This is a genomic window from Xanthomonas sp. 60 (assembly GCF_011761925.1).
This window is the reverse complement of the sequence record NZ_JAASQW010000002.1, coordinates 457566-475673: the sequence shown is the minus strand read 5'-3', so window position 1 is coordinate 475673 and position 18108 is coordinate 457566. Positions and strand designations below refer to the sequence as shown.

Here is an 18108-nt window from a genome sequence, read left to right as displayed (position 1 = left end):
GCTGCCCCAACGATGTCTGCAACCGGGTTTTCATGACGGGGCCGAGCGCGGAGGGAGAGGTCCGGCGCCCCGGCTGTCAGAGCCGGAACGACTCGCCAAGGTAGACGCGGCGGACATCCGCATTTTCCAGGAGATCCGCAGGCGCACCCTGGGCGAGTACCGCACCTTCAGCGAGGATATACGCGCGGTCGCAGATTCCCAAGGTCTCGCGCACGTTGTGGTCGGTGATGAGCACGCCGATGCCGCGTTCTTTGAGGTGGGTGACGATCTTCTGGATGTCACCCACGGAAATCGGATCGACGCCGGCGAAGGGCTCATCAAGCAGGATCAGCCGCGGACGTGCGGCCAGCGCGCGGGCGATCTCGCAGCGGCGCCGTTCGCCACCGGACAGGCTTGCGCCCAGCTGGTCGGCGACGTGCCCAAGCTGCAGTTCCTCCAGCAGGCTGGAGAGCTCGCGCTCCTGCGCCTCCTTGTCCGTGAGGTCGTCGCGCAGCTCCAGCACGAGGCGGATGTTGTCGGCCACGCTGAGCTTGCGGAACACCGAGGCTTCCTGCGGCAGGTAGCCCACGCCCTGCTTGGCGCGGGTGTACATCGGGTCGCTGGTGATGTCCTTTCCATCCAGCACGATGCTGCCCGAATCGGCTTCGACCAGGCCCACGATCATGTAGAAACAGGTGGTCTTGCCGGCGCCGTTCGGTCCGAGCAGGCCGACGACTTCACCCGCTTCGAGCGTGAGGCCGAAATCCTTGACCACTTCGCGCTGCTTGTAACGCTTGCGCAGACCCTTGGCGACCAGCATTACTTGGCACTCCCTGCCGCGGCCGGGGCCTTGGACTTGGGCTGGATCACGGTGCGCACGCGGCTGCCGTCGCCGCCGCTGTTCATCTCGCCGGTGCGGGTGTTGTAGACCATGCGCTGGCCAGCGTTGGTGCCGCGCGCGCTGGTCACCTTGTAATTGCCGGTGAGGGTGATGATCTCAGTGGTGATGTCATAGTCGATCTTGTCGGCGGTGGCATCCATCCAGGTGCCGTCGTCCATCTGCTGCTTGAGCTTGGCCGGCTTGCCGGTGAACACCGCACGCACCGCTTCGCCACCGCGCATGTGCAGATCGGCCTGGCCCGCGCGCAGGTCCAGCGTGCCTTGGGTAATGACCACGCCCTGCGAGAGCACCGTGGTGCCGTCACCGGCGAGGCTGCCTGACTGGGCCCCGGCATCGATGTTCATCGGCTCGTTGCGGTCGGTGGAGCGGGCGCTGGCGGTCAGGGCCGGGGTGAGCAGGGAAAGCGCAATCAGGGCTGCAAAAGTGATCTTCATCGTGTGCGTTCTGCCGGGTTGGTCGTGGGGGCGTGCCATGCGTGGGCGGCTGAGCTCATCGCTGGGGCGTATAGCGTCCCTTGGACTGGCTGAGGAAATGATACGTGTTGTTCTTCGAATCCACTTCAAATCCCACCCCGCTCTGCACCATGCCGGGACGGGTCATGGTCACCAGGGCATCGGTGCGCGCCTTGTTGTCCTTCGGGAATACGTCCAGGTGGTCGGTCCGGAAGGTGGTCGGCGGGGTGCCGCCGGTGGTCGGGCTGTCACCGCTGACATCGCCGCGCAGCTTGAGCTGGTCGCCTGCCGCGCTGACCCAGCCGCTCTGCGCCTTGAGCGTCCAGTGATTGCCCTGTTCGTCGGGCATCTGGAACACCGGAAGGGCCACGGTCAGTGTCTGGTCGGCACGGGCGCGTTCCAGTTTCGGTGCGCTCAGGGTGGTGGATTCCTTGCCCTTGTCATCCAGTGCGGTGACGGTGAAATCATGCAGCACATAATCCACGCTGCCTTCGTCGGCGGCGGCCCGCGGTCCGCTGTCACGGTTGCGCAGCAGCGACCAGCCGCTGATCAGCGCAGCGGCAAGGAGGACGCCGCCCAGTACGGTTCGAGTGTTCATGCGCCAAATCCTGCAAGTACGTCGTCGATGCGGCCCTGCGCGGCCAGCAGCACGTCGCACAGCTCGCGTGCCGCGCCACGGCCGCCGGCGGCACGGGTCTGCCAGTGGACGCGCTCGGCGATCCAGGGATGCGCGTCGGCGGGCGCCACGGCCAGGCCGACGGCGCGGAGCGGAGCCAGGTCGGGCAGGTCGTCGCCGAGGAAGGCTACCTGCTCCAGGCCGATGCCATGCTGTTCGCACAGCGCCCGCACGCTGGACAGCTTGTCACCCACCGCGATCTGCGTGTCGATGCCCAGGTCCGCGCCCCGCTTCTGCGCCGAAAGGCTGTTGCGCGCAGTGATCAGCACGGGATGGATCCCATGTTTCTGCAGCAGCTTCAGACCCAGTCCGTCCTGCACGTAATACGCCTTGCTCTCGTTGCCGTCACGGTCGTAGTAGAGCCGACCGTCGGTGAGCGTTCCGTCCACATCGAAGCAGGCCAGGCGGATCGAGGCCGCGACGGCGTGCAGGTGGGCGGGAAAGACAGGCAGGGGAGACCAGGGCATCAGGTGGGCATCATCCATCGTGTGGGCAGGGCCGAGCATGGCGCAGTGCGGCTGAATAGGGAAATAGCCGGCGCTCAGACCACCCGCGCCCGCAACAGGTCGTGGATGTTCAGCGCGCCGACCGCGCGCCCGGCCTCGTCCACGACGATCAGGCCGTTGATCTTGTGGGTTTCCATCAGCCGAGCCGCTTCCACGGCCAGCCGGTCGGCGCCGATGGTGCGCGGATCGCGGGTCATCACATCCACGATGCGGGCGCTGCGGACATCCAGTTCGCTGTCCAGCGCGCGGCGCAGGTCGCCGTCGGTGAACAGGCCGATCAGCCGCTGGTCGGCGTCGACGACGGCGGTCATGCCCAGGCGCTTGCGGCTCATCTCCACCAGCGCCTCGCTCAGGGTGGCGCCGGCATCCACGCATGGCAGGTCCTGGCCGCTGTGCATCACATCGGTGATGTGCAGCAGCAGGCGCCGTCCGAGGCTGCCGGCCGGGTGCGACCGGGCGAAATCATCGGCGGTGAAGCCGCGCGCATCCAGCAGCGCCACCGCCAGGGCATCGCCCATGGCCAGCGACGCGGTGGTGCTGGAGGTCGGCGCCAGCGCCAGTGGGCACGCCTCGGCGGGCACGCTGACATCCAGGTGGACATCGGCGGCCTGCGCCAGGCTGGAGGTCGGCCGGCCGGTCATGGAGACCAGCACGTTGCCCTGGCGCTTGAGCACCGGCAGCAGCATCAGCAGCTCATCGGACTCGCCGGAGTAGGACAGCGCCAGCACCACGTCGGCCTCGGTGATCATGCCCAGGTCGCCGTGGCCGGCTTCGCCGGGATGCACGTAGAACGCCGGCGTGCCGGTGGAGGCCAGCGTGGCGGCGATCTTGCGGGCGACGTGGCCGGATTTTCCCATGCCGGTGCAGACCACGCGGCCGCGGCTGTCCAGGATCCGCTGGCAGGCCGAGGCGAACGCTTCGCCCAGTCCTGCGGCTACGGCATCCAGCGCCTGGCGCTCGATCTCGAACACGCGGCGGCCACTGGACACCAGGGCCGCCGGATCGACCGAGGCACTCGCAGGGGAGGGGGGCAGGTTGGTGTGGGGCATGCGGACGCCACGCAGCGGAGTAGAATGTGCCGACATTTTATTAGGAAAGCCCGTTGGACGCCGAGACCATCCGCAACCTGATCGAAACCGGCCTTCCCGGCGCCCGTGCCGACGTGCAGGGCGAGGACGGTGTGCATTTCGAAGCCACCGTCATCTGCGATGCCTTCGCAGGCAAGATGCCGCTCGCCCGCCACCGCATGGTCTACGCCACGCTTGGCGAGCTGATGGGCGGCGCGATCCACGCGTTGGCGCTCAAGACCATGACTCCGGCCGAAGCCGGCTGACCAGGGAACAGGATTCGAACCATGGCCAAGATCGTAGTGACCGGCGGCAGCGCGCTGCACGGTGAAGTCAGCATTTCCGGGGCCAAGAACGCCGTCCTGCCCATCCTCTGCGCGACCCTGCTGGCCGATGCGCCGGTGGAGATCACCAACGTGCCGCACCTGCATGACGTGGTGACCACGGTGAAGCTGCTCGGCGAGCTGGGCGCGAAGGTGACCATCGACCAGGGTACGCTCTCGCGCGGCAGTGCCATCGTGGTGGACCCGCGCTCCGTCAACCAGCACGTGGCCCCGTATGAGCTGGTGCGCACCATGCGCGCCTCCATCCTGGTGCTGGGCCCGCTGCTGGCGCGCTTCGGGGCCGCGGAAGTTTCGCTGCCCGGCGGCTGTGCGATCGGCTCGCGCCCGGTGGACCAGCATATCAAGGGCCTGCAGGCGCTTGGCGCTGAAATCGTGGTGGAGAACGGCTTCATCAAGGCGACCGCCTCGCGGCTGAAGGGCGGCCACTTCACCTTCGACATGGTCAGCGTGACCGGCACGGAGAACGTGCTGATGGCCGCCACTCTGGCCGAAGGCACCACCGTGCTGGACAACTGCGCGATGGAACCGGAAGTGACCGACCTTGCGCATTGCCTGATCGCGCTGGGCGCGAAGATCGAGGGCCTGGGCACCACGCGGCTGGTGATCGAAGGCGTGGAGCGCCTCAGCGGCGGCCGGCATGAAGTGCTGCCGGACCGCATCGAGACCGGCACCTTCCTGGTGGCGGCGGCCATGACCGGGGGCAGCGTGACGGTCAACCGCGCACGCCCGGACACGCTGGACGCCGTGCTGGCCAAGCTGGTGGAAGCCGGTGCGAAGATCGAGACCACCGACACCAGCATCACGCTGGACATGCACGGCAAGCGGCCAAAGGCGGTGAACCTCACCACCGCGCCATACCCCGCTTTCCCCACGGACATGCAGGCGCAGTTCATGGCACTCAACTGCGTGGCCGAGGGCGTGGGCGTGATGAACGAGACGATCTTCGAGAACCGCTTCATGCACGTCAACGAACTGCTGCGCCTGGGCGCGGACGTGCAGGTGGAAGGGCATACGGCGATCGTGCGGGGCACAGAGCGGCTGAGTGGCGCGCCGGTCATGGCCACCGATCTGCGGGCCTCCGCATCACTGATCCTGGCCGGCCTGATGGCCGATGGCGAAACCACCATCGACCGCATCTACCACCTTGACCGCGGTTACGAGAACATCGAAGAAAAGCTCGGTGCACTCGGGGCCAGCATCCGGCGCACGTCATGATCCTCCGCGGTCGCTTTACCCGCCGCCGCAAGGCGCTGCTGGTGCTGCTGGTGATCGTGCTGGGCTGGCTGGCCTACGCCGGCTGGGCCGGCATCGCCATCACCAAGGGCGTGGAGCAGAAGGACATGGACTGGAACAGCGACGGCACGGTGAGCCGCCAGGAGATCCTGCAGGCGTTCTATGCGGTAGCGGCCACCGACACCAAGGAAGGTAACCGCGAGTGCCGCACGTTCGTCTGGCGCCGCACCGGCGAGCAGATCCGCGTGGACTGCCGCACGGTGTTCACTCCCTGAGCAGCGGTGCCGGGCATGGCCCGGCCCACTGCGGTGCGTGCCGGTAACACCCGGCACGGTGGCGATGCGGGATTACTTCAGCGTCTTGATGGTCAGGTCCAGCGCATCGCGACCGCCTTCGCGCTGCAGCAGGCGCGCCGGCACGGGATACTCCGGCACCACCCACGCGATCAGCTCCTTGTCACCATCCACGCGCGACACCTTGGTCGCCTCGTGGGACTTGCCGTTGACCGTGATCTGCTCCTTGCCCACCACGCGGTAGGTCATCGGCTTGATACGGCCTTCGTCGACCATGCGGTAGGTCAGCGGCTTGCCTGCGGCCAGATCGCGCGCGATCGCCAGGTTGATCAGCAGCGCATCCATGTCCCCGGCGCGCAGGGCGACCGGTCCACGACGCTCGGGTTTCACATCGCCGGTCCAGGTGGCCTGGTTGGTGGTCCAGTTGTAGGTGGCCTGCACGTTCTTCTTCTTCACCAGCAGCACCGAGCTGTCCTGGCTGCTCAGCGGGCGCAGGCGCCCACCGGCTTCCTCGAACACGGTGCTCTGGCTCAGGTCGGCCAGCTGGTTCTTCACCTTCAGGCTGTAGCGCCACTTGTTGGCGCCCTCGCTGGCCAGGGTCATCGTGCCGTTGGCCTGCATGCCCATGTAGCTGGCCAGGTACTCGGCCTGGAAGGGTTGCACGGCCAGGGCCGGCGCACTGGCCACGGTGAGGGTGGCGGCGGCGATCCAGGACAGCGGGGCTTTCATCAGGGTCATGCTCATACTCCTTGGTATTCGATCAAACGCAGATCAACGGCGTCTTCGCCATCCTTGCGCTGCAGGATGCGCACGGGGGTCGGTACGCCGTTGGCGATCCACAGGACGGTTTCGTCGTTGCCACCGTTGGTGCGCTGCACGCGCAGCGCGTCATAGCCAAGCTCGCCCACCTGCACGCTCTCCGTCGCGGCGGCGGCCTGGTAGGTATGTTCGCGGACACGGCCCACATCCACGTAGCGGTACTTCATGGCGCTTCCGGGGCGGGCATCGCGCATGATGGCCAGGTTGAGCAGCAGGGCGCTCTGGTCCCCCGGCTGCAGCGGGATGGGACGGGTGCGCTCTTTCTTCAGGTCACCCAGCCACTGGGCCGTGCCGGCCCGCCAATCGTAGGTGCCGGTGACCTTCTTGCCGAGAAACAGGCCTTTGCGCACGGTGCTCTGGCTGAGCGGCACGTACTGGCCGCTGCGGTTCTCGAACACCGTGCTCTGTTCGAGGTTCAGGCCGAGCACGCTGGCGAACCCGCGGCGGCCGATCACCTGCATGTCCACGCGCCACTGGGTGCCGCCGGTGTGGGTCACGCGCATCACCGCGTCGCCGGCTTCCTTGCCCTTGTAGAAGGCCTGGTAGGTGGCACTGAACGGCTGCAGGGGCGGCGCATCCCAGGCCATGGCCGGCAGCACGGGAGGTGCGCCCGCCGACGGGGCAGCGGGTGGGGCCGGAGCAGGAGCCGGCTGCGCGGCCACCGGCAGCACGGCCAGGCACAGCAGCAGGGGCAGCAGGGGCACGGAGCGGTGCAGCAGGAGGGTGGTCATACCGGGCAGGCGCGGAAAGGGAGGGGGAGGATGCCAGCGCCAGAGTCAGGGGCGCGTGTTCAGACAGGCGGTACGTGGAGCGTTCCTGCCGAATCTAGGGCCATCGGGCTGAAAAGGGGGTGACCATCGAGCAGAAGCTGTCCTCCCTGTTCAGCTACGCGACCACTGCACAGCAGCCGCAGGCTGGCGAGCAGCAGGGGATGCTCGACGCCCAGTACGCGCGCGGCGAGGCTTTCGGCCGTGTCGGTGCGCTCCACGCCCACCCGCGCCTGCGCCAGCACGGTGCCGGCATCCAGTTCGGGCACTACGAAGTGCACGCTGGCCCCGTGTTCGGCATCACCGGCCGCCAGCGCCCGTGCATGGGTGTGCAGGCCCTTGTAGCGTGGCAGCAGCGAGGGGTGGATGTTGATCAGGCGGCCGGCGAAGCGCGCCACGAAGGCCGGCCCCAGGATGCGCATGTAGCCTGCGCAGACAATCCAGTCCGGCGCCGTGGCGGCCACTGCATCCGCCAGCGCGGCCTCGTACGCCGGGCGGTCGCTGAAGGCTGACGGGGCCGCGGCCCAGCGCTGTGCCTCGGGCACGCGCAGCAGCGCGGCGGCGGCAGGGCGGTCGGAGAACACACCGACCACCTCGGCAGGCAGCGTGCCAGCGGCGATCGCATCGAGGATGGCCTGCAGGTTGCTGCCGCGACCAGAGGCCAGAACGGCGATGCGGGCGGTCATGGAAGGACGTTCATGGCAAGGCGATCAGCGGAAGAGGGATCATCTGCGCGGGGCAGGCCACGGCAAGGGCAGCGCCGTCGCCTCCCCGCGCGCCGGGACACTCAGCGGATATGAACGCGCTCGCTGCCCTGCGCGGCAGCCGTGACCGCACCGAGGGTCCAGTGCTGCAGGTCCAGCGCATCCAGCGCGGCGGCCACCGCCGCGGCCTGTGCCGGCGCGACGATCAGCACGAAGCCGATGCCGCAGTTGAACGTGCGCCACATTTCCGCATCCGCCACGGCGCCTTCCTTCTGCAGCCACTGGAACACGGGAGGCAGCGTCCAGCGGGCGGCATCAATGTGCAGGCCCAGGCCTTCGGGCACCACGCGGATGATGTTCTCGGTCAGGCCACCGCCGGTGATGTGGGCCATGCCATGCACCGCCTCGCCGTGGGATTTCAGCAGCGACAGGATCGGCTTGACGTACATCCGGGTCGGTGCCATGAGGGCATCGACCAGGTTGACGCCGTCCTCCAGCACGAGGTCTGCCGGGCGGCCCGCGCGGTCGTAGATGCGGCGGACCAGCGAGTAGCCGTTGGAGTGCGGGCCGGACGAGGCGATGCCGATCAGCACGTCGCCTTCGGCAACGCTGGCGCCGTCCTTGAGCTCGCTCTTCTCCACGCCCGCCACCGTGAACCCGGCCAGGTCGTATTCGCCGGGGGCGTACATGTCCGGCATTTCCGCCGTCTCGCCGCCGATCAGCGCGCAGCCGGCCTCGGTGCAGCCATTGGCGATGCCGCCGACGACCGCTGCGGCGGTGTCGATATCCAGCTTGCCGGTAGCGAAATAGTCCAGGAAGAACAGCGGCTCGGCGCCCTGGACCAGCACGTCGTTCACGCACATGGCGACAAGATCGATGCCGATGGTGTCATGCCGGCCGAGCTGCTGGGCCAGCTTGAGCTTGGTGCCCACCCCGTCCGTACCGGACACCAGCACCGGCTCGCGGTATTTGCCGGACAGGTTGAACAGGGCACCGAAACCGCCGAGTCCGCCCATGACTTCCGGGCGGAAACTGCGCTTGACCAGCGGCTTGATGCGTTCCACCAGTTCGTTGCCGGCATCGATGTCGACACCCGCATCACGGTAGGTGAGGGGCGTAGGGGCGGAGGACGGGCTGTTGGTCACGGGCGTCGGCGCTGGCTGGGGTGAGACGGCGATTTTAACAGGCCACGTTGGCGCAAAGCCCCTATTCGGGCAACAATCTCCCCGGATACGTCGAGCCAATGGAAGTCCAGATGCCCCGCAGCCTGTTTCGGACCACCTCGTGGGTCTCGCTTTTGCTCCTGATTCTCGCGCTGCATGTGCCCGGCATGGCCCTGGCGCAGAGCGGCATGCGCACCGAGGGGGACGTGGCCACCGCCAGCAGCCCGTACTCGGCCGAAGTGCCCGTGCGCGGCCAGAGCGATGCCGACCGCAACGGCGGGTTGGCGCGCGCGCTGGGCGAGGTACTGGGGAAGCTGAGCGGCGATCGCAACATCACCGCGCGTCCCGGCGTGGTGCAGGCGTTGCGCAATGCCAAGGACTATGTCGAAAGCTACGACTACAAGCAGGACCAGAGCACGGCCGCCAGCGGCGCGCCGAGTTTCCGCACGCTGCTGGTGGCGCGCTTCCGGGAAAGCGACGTGGACGGGCTGGTGAGTGCGCTGGGGCTGCCGGTCTGGCCGCAGCCGCGCCCGAAGCCGGTGCTGTGGCTGGCCATCGATGACGGCTCGGGTCCGCGCCTGGCCAGTGTGCAGCAGGCCAACGCCGTGCGGCCGATTCTGGCCCGGGCGGTGGAACGCGGTTACAAGCTGGGTCTGCCCTCGGGCAGCACGGCCGAGCAGGCGCTGGTCGGCGCGATCTGGCGCCAGGACAGCGGCGCGGTGGCCCGGGCGTCGGCGCGCTATGCGCCGCCGATGCAGCTGATCGGCAAGCTGTACCGTGCCGACGGCGGCTGGACCGCGGACTGGGTGTTCGTGGACAACGGGCGTGAGCTCAACAAGTGGACCACCAAGGACAGCAGCGCGATGCGTGCCATGGCCAGCGGCGCCGATGGCGCCGCCGATGCGCTGGTGCGCCGCTATGCGAAGGCGGGCGCGGCGACCGGCCAGGCGGGCACCTACCGCATCGTGATCACCGGCATCCACAGCGCCGACGATTACATGCGCGTGGTGGCCAACCTGCGCGAAGTGCCCGTGGTCCGCAACGCGATCCCGCTGCGCGCGCAGGGTGACCGCCTGGAGCTGAACCTGGAAATGACCACCGGCCTGGCGGGATTGAACCGGATGCTGGGCGACCAGGCGGTGCTGGTGCCGGTAGCGCCGGTGGCGATCACGCTTGAAGGCGAAGAACAGAACCCGGCTCCGGCCAGCAACGAGTACCGCCTGCGATGATCCTTTCTGCCGAGGCGGAAATCGCCCTGTTCCTGCGCCGCGTCAAGTTCGTCGCGGTAGCGCTGCTGATCGGCTGGGTGCTCTCGCGCCTGGCGCCGATCCTGACCCCGTTCGTGCTGGCGCTGGCGCTGGCGTGGCTGGGCGACCCGCTGGTGGACCGCATCGAGGCCAATGGCCGCTCGCGCATCACCGGCGTGATCCTGGTGTTCACCGCGATGGTGCTGATCATCACCGCGCTGCTGCTGATCCTGGTGCCGATGATCGAGCGGCAGATCAGCACGCTGATCGCTTCGGCGCCGCAGGCGCAGGAATGGCTGATGCAGCGGGCCATTCCGTGGTTCGAGCAGAAGACCGGGCTGGAGGTGATGAAGTGGATGGATCCGGACCGGCTGATGGAGTGGGTGCGCAGCCATTGGCAACAGGCCGGTGGCGTGGCCAAGCAGTTCTTCGGCTACGTGCAGCGTTCGGGGTTTGCGATGGTGACGTGGGTGGTGAACCTGCTGCTGCTGCCGATCCTGGCGTTCTACTTCCTGCGTGACTGGGACCTGCTGGTCGAGCGCGTGCGCTCGCTGATCCCGCGCAACCACGTGGCCACCATCACCCAGCTGGCGCGCGAGTCCAACGACGTGCTGGGCGCGTTCATCCGTGGGCAGTTCCTGGTGATGATCGCACTGGGCGTGATCTACGCCGGCGGCATGACGCTGGTGGGCCTCAACCTCGGGCTGCTGATCGGCATCATCGCCGGTCTGATCAGCTTCATCCCCTACCTCGGCGCAACCACCGGCATCCTGATGGCGATCATCGCGGCGCTGGTGCAGGCGCAGGGCTTCGACCTGCAGCTGCTGCTGCTGATCGGCGTGGTGTTCACCGTGGGCCAGCTGCTGGAAAGCTACGTGCTCACGCCGCGCATCGTCGGCGACAAGATCGGCCTGCACCCGGTGGTGGTGATCTTCGCGGTGATGGCCGGCGGCCAGCTGTTCGGCTTCCTCGGCATGTTGCTGGCGCTGCCGGTGGCGGCAGTGAGCAACGTCCTGCTGCGCTATGCGCACCAGCGCTACCGCGAAAGCGAACTGTACGCCGGTGAGACGGCCATCGTGCTGGAGACCACCGTCGACCGGTCGGTCATCATCACCGACCTGCCACCGAAGGGTCCGACCGAGAAGTGAGTGCCGTGCCGCAGCTGCCGCTTGCCCTGCGTTACCCGCGGGACGAGCGCCTGGAGACCTTCATCGGTGCGCCGGACGGTGCACTGGCGCAGCTGCGCGCGATCGCCGTGGGAGCGAGCCGGGACTGGATCTACCTGGAAGGGGCGGCGGGCACCGGCAAGACCCACCAGGCGCTGGCGATGTGCAGCACGGCGCAGCAGGCCGGGCGCCTGCCGACCTACCTGCCGCTGGCGGCCGTGGCCGGCCGCGTGCGCGAGGCGCTGGAAGGCCTGGAAATGCGCGATCTGGTCGCGCTGGACGGGCTGGATGCCGTGGCGGGGCATCGCGACGACGAGGTGGCGCTGTTCGATTTCCACAACCGGGCACGGGTGAGCGGGGTCACCGTGCTGTACACGGCGCAGCACGCGCCGGCGGCGCTCGGACTGGCGCTGCCGGACCTGCGTTCGCGGCTGGGCCAGTGCGTGCGCGTGGTGCTGCAGGCGCTGGACGAGGAAGGGCGCGCGGCGGTGCTGCGCGAGCGGGCGCTGCAGCGGGGGTTGGCCATTGATGAGGCGGCCATCGAGTGGCTGCTGTCGCACAGTGGACGCGAGCTGGGTGGCTTGATCCTGCTGCTGGACTGGCTGGATCGGGAGTCGCTGGCGGCGCAGCGGCGGATCACGGTGCCGTTCCTGCGACAGGTGATGGAAGACGGTCGGCCGCGGTAAGGACGTCTGCGCCTGCAGGGCGGCAGGCTGGCCGGCCGCTGATGGTGCGCGTGCCGCCGCCCACGGATTGAAGAAGCGAAAGGCAGGCGCAGCGGAGGAGGCGTCCGCGTCGCTCGGGTGTCGGGCCTACACGGACGCGCCGGATGAGCGCAACTGCGCATCGAGGTTCTGCAGGCGTTCGACGGTGCCGACATCGGTCCAGCGGCCGGTGTGGTGCTGGCCGGTGACACGGCCCTGCGCCATGGCGTGCCGGAGCAGGGGGGCGAGGGCGAACGCCGGCGGGACGGCGGCGGCACCTGGGGTGGGGCCGATGACGGTGCGCCAGTCCCGCAGGATCGATGGCCGGTACAGGCCCACGCCGGCGTAGGTGAGGCGTGCGTGGTGGCCGTGCTCGTTGACCGTGCCATCGGGTTGCAGGATGAAGTCGCCCCTCGGGTGCTGGGCCGGGTTGTCCACCATCACCAGATGCGCATCGCCGGCAGGTGCCTGCGGGAGCGCGGCGAAATCGAAGTCCGTCCAGACGTCTCCGTTGACCACCAGGAAGGCGTCATCGCCCAGCCATGGCAGCGCGTTGAGGATGCCGCCGCCGGTTTCCAGCGGCGTGTCGCCTTCATGCAGAAGGTGCAGGCGCAGCCCCCACTGGCGGCCATCGCCGAGCGCAGGCGCGAAACGGTCGGCCAGCCAGGCGGTATTGATCACCACCTCGCTCACGCCTGCTGCGGCGAGCCGCTCCAGGTGCCACACGATTAGCGGCTTGCCGGCCACGGGCAGCAGCGGCTTTGGCGTGTGCAGGGTCAGCGGGCGCATGCGTTCGCCCAGCCCCGCTGCGAAGATGAGCGCCTTCATGGCACCGGATCCTGCTGCGCCAGCTCGGCCATCGCCGGGCGGATGCGCGTATCCAGCAGGCGGCGCAGGCCGTCCAGTTCGGGGTAACGCGGCAGCACCTCGTCGAGATACCCGATGAAGCGCGGTGCGTCGTCGAGATAATGCCCCTTGCCGTCGCGATAGCGCAGGCGACTGAAGATGCCCAGGCATTTGACATGGCGCTGGATGCCCAGCCAGTCCGCATCGCGTTGGAAGACCTCAAGCGCAGGCACCGGCAGGCGCGCCTGCCGCGCACGCGCGTGGTACTGCGCCAGCCAGTCATCCACGCGCGCCAACGGCCAGCTCAGGAAGGCGTCCTTGAACAGGCTGACCGGATCGTAGGCGATCGGCCCGCGGACGAGGTCCTGGAAATCCAGCACGGCCGGTCCGTCGCCCACCGGCATCAGGTTGCGCGGCATGAAATCGCGGTGGGTCAACACCTGGGCCTGGCCCAGCGCGTTGTGCATCAACTGCTGCTGCACCGCGTCCAGGCGGGCGGCCTCCCCGGCCTCCAGGACCACGCCGAGATGGCGCTGCAGGAACCAGTCGTCGAACAGGCCCGCATCGCGCTGGAACAGCGCGGGCCCGAAGCTGCCAAAGCCCTCGGGAACGTCGATCCGCTGCAGCAACAGCAACTGCGTCATCGCGCGTTCGAACCAGGCATCGGCCGTATGCGTGTCGATCACCTTGGCCAGCGTCGGACCGCCGAGGTCTTCCAGCAGCAGGAACCCCGCGTCGGTCGCCTGGGCCAGCACGTGCGGCACGCGCAGGCCGTGGTCGGCGAGCAGGCTGCGCATCCGCAGCCAGGGGCGCACGTCCTCCAGCCCCGGCGGCGAATCCATCACCACGTGCGTGCCGTGGCGGCCACGGGCACGCCAGTAGCTGCGCATGCCGGCGTCGACGGAGGCGCGTTCGAGCACCAGCGTTTCGTCGGCAAGGCAGGCGCGGGTCCAGTGCAGGCGTTCTTCGACGCGCGCGGGCAGGGTGGCAGGATCGTTCATGCAGGCAGCATCCGGGCGCCGTGGAACGACGCCGTCATCAGGGGGAAGCAGGTTCAGCGCCGACCGCCGCTCACCAGCCGCAGCAGGGCGAGCACGGCGACCGCACCCAGCACGGCACCCAGGAAACCGGCCGGCTCACCGGCGGCGTACCAGCCCATGTACTGCCCGAACCAGCCCGCCACGAGCGCACCGACGATGCCGAGCACGATCGTCAGCAGGCAGCCCATGCGGTTGTTGCCAGGCATGAAGAAGCGCCCCAGCAGGCCCACCACGAAGCCGACCAGGATGATGTAAAGCCAACTGCTGCTGCCGAACAAACCGTCCACACACCTCTCCCCAGCGCAGGCCGGCGCGTGGCCGGCACAGTCCATGTCCCCGGCGGGCACCGGCCCCAGGCCGGTTCACCAGGCGAAAAAAACAATCAGCAGCAACCGTGGTCGCCGTTGCGGGTCCCGCTGTCGGCGGCTACCGGCGAACCACGGGTCTCCCCGCGCAGGCTGGCCGCGTGATGGTCGCTGAGCACCTTGGCCACGCATGCGGTGACTTTCTTGCCCATCGGGATATGCAGGAACTCGTTCGGTCCGTGCGCATTGGAATGCGGGCCCAGCACGCCGGTGATCATGAACTGCGCGCCAGGGAATTTCTCACCCAGCATGCCCATGAACGGAATGGAGCCGCCTTCGCCCATGTACATCGCCGGCTTGCCGAAGAAGGTCTGGCTGGCATCGTCGATCGCCTGCGTCAGCCATGACGACATCGCCGGCGCATTCCAGCCGCTGGATGCCTTTTCCAGGTCCAGGGCCACTTCGGCGCCGTTGGGCGGATCACGCAGCAAGGCCTCCTTGAGCAGCTCGCCGCAGGCCTTGCCATCGGCGGTCGGCGGCAGGCGCAGCGACAGCTTCACCGCGGTGTGGGGGCGCAGCACGTTGCCCGCCGACGCCAGCGGCGGCATGCCGTCGATGCCGGTGACCGACAGCGCCGGACGCCAGGTGCGGTTGAGCACCAGTTCGGTAAGGTCATCGTTCATCGGCTTGAGGCCGTCAACGAGCGGGAATTTGTCGAAGATCGCGGTATCCACCACATCGGCGGCGCGGCGGGCCTGCTCCAGACGTTCGGCGGGGATCTCAACCTGCATGCCATCGATCAGGATGCGGCCAGTCGTCTCGTCCTCGATGCGCGAAAGGATCTGGCGCAGCAGGCGGAAGCTGGAAGGCACCACGCCGGAGGCATCACCGGAGTGCACGCCTTCGTTGAGCACCTTGACCGAGAAGTTGCCGCCGGTCAGGCCGCGCAGCGAGGTGGTGCACCACAGCTGGTCGTAGTTCGCACAGCCCGAGTCCAGGCAGACCACCAGCGAAGGCTTGCCGATACGGTCGGCCAGATGGTCCACGTAAGCGGGCAGGTCGTAACTGCCGGATTCTTCGCAGGCTTCGATCAGCACCACGCAGCGGGCATGCGGCAGGCCCTGCGACTGCAACGCGAGCACGGCGGCCAGCGAACCGTACATGGCATAGCCATCGTCGGCACCACCACGGCCATACAGTTTGTCGTCGCGCAGGACTGGGACCCATGGACCGAGGTCATCGTCCCAGCCGGTCATTTCCGGCTGCTTGTCCAGATGGCCATAGAGCAGCACGGTGTCTTCGCCGGTCTCCGGGCCGGTCGCCGGGATTTCCAGCAGGATCAGCGGCGTGCGGCCTTCAAGGCGCACCACTTCGACGGTCAGGCCAGGCAGGTCCTGTGCTTTTGCCCAGGTCGCCATCAGTTCGACCGCCCGCTCCATGTACCCGTTCTGCACCCAGTCGGCATCGAACATCGGCGACTTGTTGGGAATACGGATGTACTCGACCAGCTGCGGGACGATGTCGCTGTCCCATTTTTCGTTGACGTACTGGCCGAGCTTGGCGCTATCCATGTGGAACTCCGGTGCGATGACTGATGCTGTCATTCTACGCCTGTGCGTCCACCTACCCCAGCAGCCCTTGAGGGCGGGGTAGGTATTTTCCTACAACGGGTCGGGTATTTAGCTGGCTGTTAGAAATGTGTCCGGACGATAGGCTGTGTACATGTGGTGACGGACCCTTGCCAGACCGACGGAACAGGTCGGCACGGTCCGAATCACAAGGAGACGTACGTCATGCCAGGGGTTTTCGTGGTGTGGGCGTGGGTTCTGGGGATCTGGTTCGCACTGGCACTGGACGCCGGGCGGGTGGACATCAACCAGGCTGACGCCGCCGCGCTGCAGGAACTGACGATGATCGGACCCGGACGGGCCGAGGCCATCATCAGGTACAGGCGGCAACACGGTTCCTTCCAGCGCATCGAGGATCTGATGCAGGTGAAGGGAATAGGGAAAGCCATCGTCGAACGGAATCGACAGCGGATCACGCTCGAGGGCAGGGAGCCCTTGAGGGATCCGGCGCCAGGACCGGCGTCGGTGAGATCCGTCCCCAGGCGCTGATTACGACAGGATTTGTCGGGCCAGGCGGGATGCCAGGCGGACCTTTCGTGCTGGAGCGCGGGAGGCCGACAGACGCCGGAGGCGTTGAACACTCACCAGGACGGTGGCATCACAGACCTGTGGAAGGGGCTGAGATAAACACGGCAGGGATGATCGCGGTTTCCGTGCAGGAGGCACGCCGCTCCTCACCGCAGGATGCGTGGGGTGGCTGGAAACCGACATGGACGTGACTGTTGCCCGGTACGACACAAGGCTGTGTCGCCGGGCAATCTGTTTTTCCGGGTCAGGCCGTAGTGGGGGCCGCTCCCGAGTACAGACTGAACCCTTCACGGCGCGGGTGTTGGCATCGCCCCCCGGCTGGGTGCACCCTGAGCGCGATGCCTGCCTCTCTTCCCGCCCGAACGTTCCGCCACGAGGCGGCCGTGCTGATCCTGACCGGCCTGCTGGCCACGGGCGCCGTGCCGACGGCCACGGCGTCAGCGTCCTCCGGCAATGGCGGCGACCTTGCAGCGGCACTGGCGAAAGCCGCTCCCAACGCGGACCGTCGCGTGCTGCGACTGGCCGCCACGGCCATGCGCTGCGCATTGAAGCGCCCGGGTTCGGCGGTCGCGCGCGGGCGCCTGGGCGTCATTGATTATTCGCGCCCTTCCACCCAGCCGCGGCTGTGGGTGTTCGATCTGCAGCGGCAGCGGCTGATGTTCGAGGAATGGGTGGCGCACGGGCGCAACAGCGGCGCCAACCGGACCGAACACTTCTCCAACCGCGAAGGCAGTTACATGTCCAGCCTCGGTGGTTTCACCGCGGCAGAAACCTACAGCGGCAACGGCTATTCGCTGCGGCTGGATGGCCTGGAACCCGGCTTCAACGACCAGGCGCGAGAGCGTGCGATCGTGATCCATGGCGCCCCGTACGTGAACCCGGCGACGGCCCGCCTGCAGGGGCGCCTGGGGCGCTCGCTGGGATGCCCTGCAGTACGGTTGTCGGTGGCCCGGCCGCTGATCGACGCGTTGAGCGGTGGCACGTTCGTGTTTGCGTATTACCCGGATACGACGTGGCTGCAGCACTCGGAACTGCTCAGCGCCGATTGCGGGGACAGCGTCGCCGCGCGATGACCTGCGGCTCCGCGCAGGGCACACTGGTGGCATGAACGAAGCCGCCTTCCTGCATGCACCCAGCCGCGTCATTCCGTCCGGGGACTACGTACGCGAACGCTGGCGCAACGGCCTGGGCTGGACCCGGGAGATCCTGCGACTGCCCGCCCCGGGCATGGACTGGGCACTGCGTCTGTCCATCGCCGAGATCGAGCAGGACGCCGCGTTTTCGGCGTTTCCGGGCGTCGAGCGGGAGCTGGTGCTGCTGCACGGCAACGGCGTGCGGCTGCACCACGGCGATGGCCGGGTCAGTGACGTCCTGCCGCCGCACGGACGTGTCCGGTTTGCCGGCGAACAGGACGTGCAGGGCGCCCTGGTGGATGGCCCCACGCACGATTTCAACCTGATGTGGCGCCGCGATGTGCTGCACGCCGAACTGCTGCACCGGCCGCTGGTGGGCTCGATGTTCTTCTTCACCGGACCGGACGTGGCCTGGGCCATCCATCTGCTGGCCGGGCACGCCACGTTCGATGCGGGCAGTGGAATGGCGGCGCTGGCGCAGGGCGATACCGCCTGGCTGGGGGCGGGCGAGCGCTGCCGGTATGGCGTGGAGGGTGGCGGTGAACTGCTGGCGATCCGCGTGGCGCCGGGACCGGCGCGCGCGCTGTAGCTTGCGTGCGCATCGCGC

General features: G+C 68.1%; 22 protein-coding genes. 9 read left to right on the top strand and 13 right to left on the bottom strand.

The annotated features are described in order from the left end of the window. Positions 1-76: 76 nt before the first annotated feature. The 5 genes from lptB to FHY09_RS05995 form a co-directional block, all read right to left on the bottom strand. The gene (lptB, locus tag FHY09_RS06015) at positions 77-799 is read right to left on the bottom strand and encodes an LPS export ABC transporter ATP-binding protein (protein WP_166925143.1); all 723 of its coding nucleotides are present in this window, start codon (positions 797-799) and stop codon (positions 77-79) included. Next, positions 799-1314, bottom strand: coding sequence for a lipopolysaccharide transport periplasmic protein LptA (lptA, locus tag FHY09_RS06010; RefSeq protein WP_166925141.1), 516 nt, complete (start codon positions 1312-1314; stop codon positions 799-801). Before lptA ends, lptB begins: the two co-directional genes overlap by 1 nt. 55 nt (positions 1315-1369) lie before the next feature. Further along, positions 1370-1930, bottom strand: coding sequence for an LPS export ABC transporter periplasmic protein LptC (gene lptC / locus FHY09_RS06005; RefSeq protein WP_166925139.1), 561 nt, complete (start codon positions 1928-1930; stop codon positions 1370-1372). Continuing rightward, positions 1927-2475, bottom strand: coding sequence for an HAD hydrolase family protein (locus tag FHY09_RS06000; RefSeq protein ID WP_166925137.1), 549 nt, complete (start codon positions 2473-2475; stop codon positions 1927-1929). Before FHY09_RS06000 ends, lptC begins: the two co-directional genes overlap by 4 nt. A gap of 74 nt (positions 2476-2549) precedes the next feature. Next, positions 2550-3563, bottom strand: a complete 1014-nt coding sequence (locus FHY09_RS05995; RefSeq protein WP_166925135.1) for a KpsF/GutQ family sugar-phosphate isomerase — start codon at positions 3561-3563, stop codon at positions 2550-2552. A 53-nt stretch (positions 3564-3616) separates the two neighbouring features. Here FHY09_RS05995 and FHY09_RS05990 point away from each other — a divergent pair, with 53 nt between their 5' ends. Genes FHY09_RS05990 through FHY09_RS05980 form a run of 3 tightly spaced genes read left to right on the top strand, consistent with a single transcriptional unit; the run spans position 3617 to position 5433 of the window. Then, entirely contained in the window at positions 3617-3847 is a 231-nt protein-coding gene (locus FHY09_RS05990; RefSeq protein WP_166925133.1) for a BolA family protein, read from the top strand. Positions 3848-3868: 21 nt separating this feature from the next. Further along, positions 3869-5140: a UDP-N-acetylglucosamine 1-carboxyvinyltransferase gene (gene murA / locus FHY09_RS05985; protein ID WP_166925131.1), complete on the top strand. Its 1272-nt coding sequence runs from the start codon at positions 3869-3871 to the stop codon at positions 5138-5140. Then, positions 5137-5433 (top strand): EF-hand domain-containing protein, encoded by a 297-nt coding sequence (locus tag FHY09_RS05980; RefSeq protein ID WP_166925129.1) that lies wholly within the window; start codon positions 5137-5139, stop codon positions 5431-5433. Before murA ends, FHY09_RS05980 begins: the two co-directional genes overlap by 4 nt. A gap of 72 nt (positions 5434-5505) precedes the next feature. On the opposite strand, the gene FHY09_RS05975 is transcribed toward FHY09_RS05980, so the two are convergent. The 4 genes from FHY09_RS05975 to purM all read right to left on the bottom strand — a co-directional run bounded on the left by FHY09_RS05975 (position 5506) and on the right by purM (position 8886). Next, the gene (locus FHY09_RS05975; protein ID WP_166925127.1) at positions 5506-6189 is read right to left on the bottom strand and encodes a DUF3108 domain-containing protein; all 684 of its coding nucleotides are present in this window, start codon (positions 6187-6189) and stop codon (positions 5506-5508) included. Positions 6190-6191: 2 nt separating this feature from the next. Continuing rightward, positions 6192-7001, bottom strand: coding sequence for a DUF3108 domain-containing protein (locus FHY09_RS05970; protein WP_166925125.1), 810 nt, complete (start codon positions 6999-7001; stop codon positions 6192-6194). Between the two features lie 59 nt (positions 7002-7060). Continuing rightward, positions 7061-7723 (bottom strand): phosphoribosylglycinamide formyltransferase, encoded by a 663-nt coding sequence (gene purN / locus FHY09_RS05965; RefSeq protein ID WP_166925123.1) that lies wholly within the window; start codon positions 7721-7723, stop codon positions 7061-7063. A gap of 101 nt (positions 7724-7824) precedes the next feature. Continuing rightward, positions 7825-8886, bottom strand: a complete 1062-nt coding sequence (gene purM, locus FHY09_RS05960) for a phosphoribosylformylglycinamidine cyclo-ligase (RefSeq protein ID WP_166925121.1) — start codon at positions 8884-8886, stop codon at positions 7825-7827. 98 nt (positions 8887-8984) lie between these two features. Here purM and FHY09_RS05955 point away from each other — a divergent pair, with 98 nt between their 5' ends. Genes FHY09_RS05955 through hda form a run of 3 tightly spaced genes read left to right on the top strand, consistent with a single transcriptional unit; the run spans position 8985 to position 12003 of the window. Further along, positions 8985-10133, top strand: a complete 1149-nt coding sequence (locus FHY09_RS05955) for a DUF2066 domain-containing protein (RefSeq protein ID WP_166925119.1) — start codon at positions 8985-8987, stop codon at positions 10131-10133. After that, entirely contained in the window at positions 10130-11299 is a 1170-nt protein-coding gene (locus FHY09_RS05950; protein ID WP_166925117.1) for an AI-2E family transporter, read from the top strand. Before FHY09_RS05955 ends, FHY09_RS05950 begins: the two co-directional genes overlap by 4 nt. Further along, the gene (gene hda, locus FHY09_RS05945) at positions 11296-12003 is read left to right on the top strand and encodes a DnaA regulatory inactivator Hda (protein WP_166925114.1); all 708 of its coding nucleotides are present in this window, start codon (positions 11296-11298) and stop codon (positions 12001-12003) included. The genes FHY09_RS05950 and hda overlap by 4 nt, the downstream gene beginning before the upstream one ends. Before the next feature lie 126 nt (positions 12004-12129). On the opposite strand, the gene murU is transcribed toward hda, so the two are convergent. The 4 genes from murU to FHY09_RS05925 all read right to left on the bottom strand — a co-directional run bounded on the left by murU (position 12130) and on the right by FHY09_RS05925 (position 15783). Beyond that, entirely contained in the window at positions 12130-12849 is a 720-nt protein-coding gene (gene murU / locus FHY09_RS05940) for an N-acetylmuramate alpha-1-phosphate uridylyltransferase MurU (protein ID WP_166925112.1), read from the bottom strand. After that, positions 12846-13868, bottom strand: a complete 1023-nt coding sequence (locus FHY09_RS05935) for a phosphotransferase (protein ID WP_166925110.1) — start codon at positions 13866-13868, stop codon at positions 12846-12848. Before FHY09_RS05935 ends, murU begins: the two co-directional genes overlap by 4 nt. A gap of 53 nt (positions 13869-13921) precedes the next feature. Next, on the bottom strand, positions 13922-14194 hold the full coding sequence (locus tag FHY09_RS05930) for a GlsB/YeaQ/YmgE family stress response membrane protein (protein ID WP_166925108.1): 273 nt from the start codon (positions 14192-14194) through the stop codon (positions 13922-13924). 95 nt (positions 14195-14289) lie between these two features. Beyond that, the gene (locus FHY09_RS05925; protein ID WP_166925106.1) at positions 14290-15783 is read right to left on the bottom strand and encodes a M20 family metallopeptidase; all 1494 of its coding nucleotides are present in this window, start codon (positions 15781-15783) and stop codon (positions 14290-14292) included. 222 nt (positions 15784-16005) lie between these two features. Between FHY09_RS05925 and FHY09_RS05920 the strand changes: the two genes are divergently transcribed. The 3 genes from FHY09_RS05920 (at position 16006) to FHY09_RS05910 (ending at position 18090) form a co-directional block, all read left to right on the top strand. Next, positions 16006-16329: a ComEA family DNA-binding protein gene (locus FHY09_RS05920; protein ID WP_166925104.1), complete on the top strand. Its 324-nt coding sequence runs from the start codon at positions 16006-16008 to the stop codon at positions 16327-16329. Between the two features lie 377 nt (positions 16330-16706). Further along, the gene (locus FHY09_RS05915) at positions 16707-17441 is read left to right on the top strand and encodes a murein L,D-transpeptidase catalytic domain family protein (RefSeq protein ID WP_166925102.1); all 735 of its coding nucleotides are present in this window, start codon (positions 16707-16709) and stop codon (positions 17439-17441) included. A 31-nt stretch (positions 17442-17472) separates the two neighbouring features. Further along, positions 17473-18090 (top strand): HutD family protein, encoded by a 618-nt coding sequence (locus FHY09_RS05910; protein ID WP_166925100.1) that lies wholly within the window; start codon positions 17473-17475, stop codon positions 18088-18090. Positions 18091-18108 lie beyond the last annotated feature (18 nt).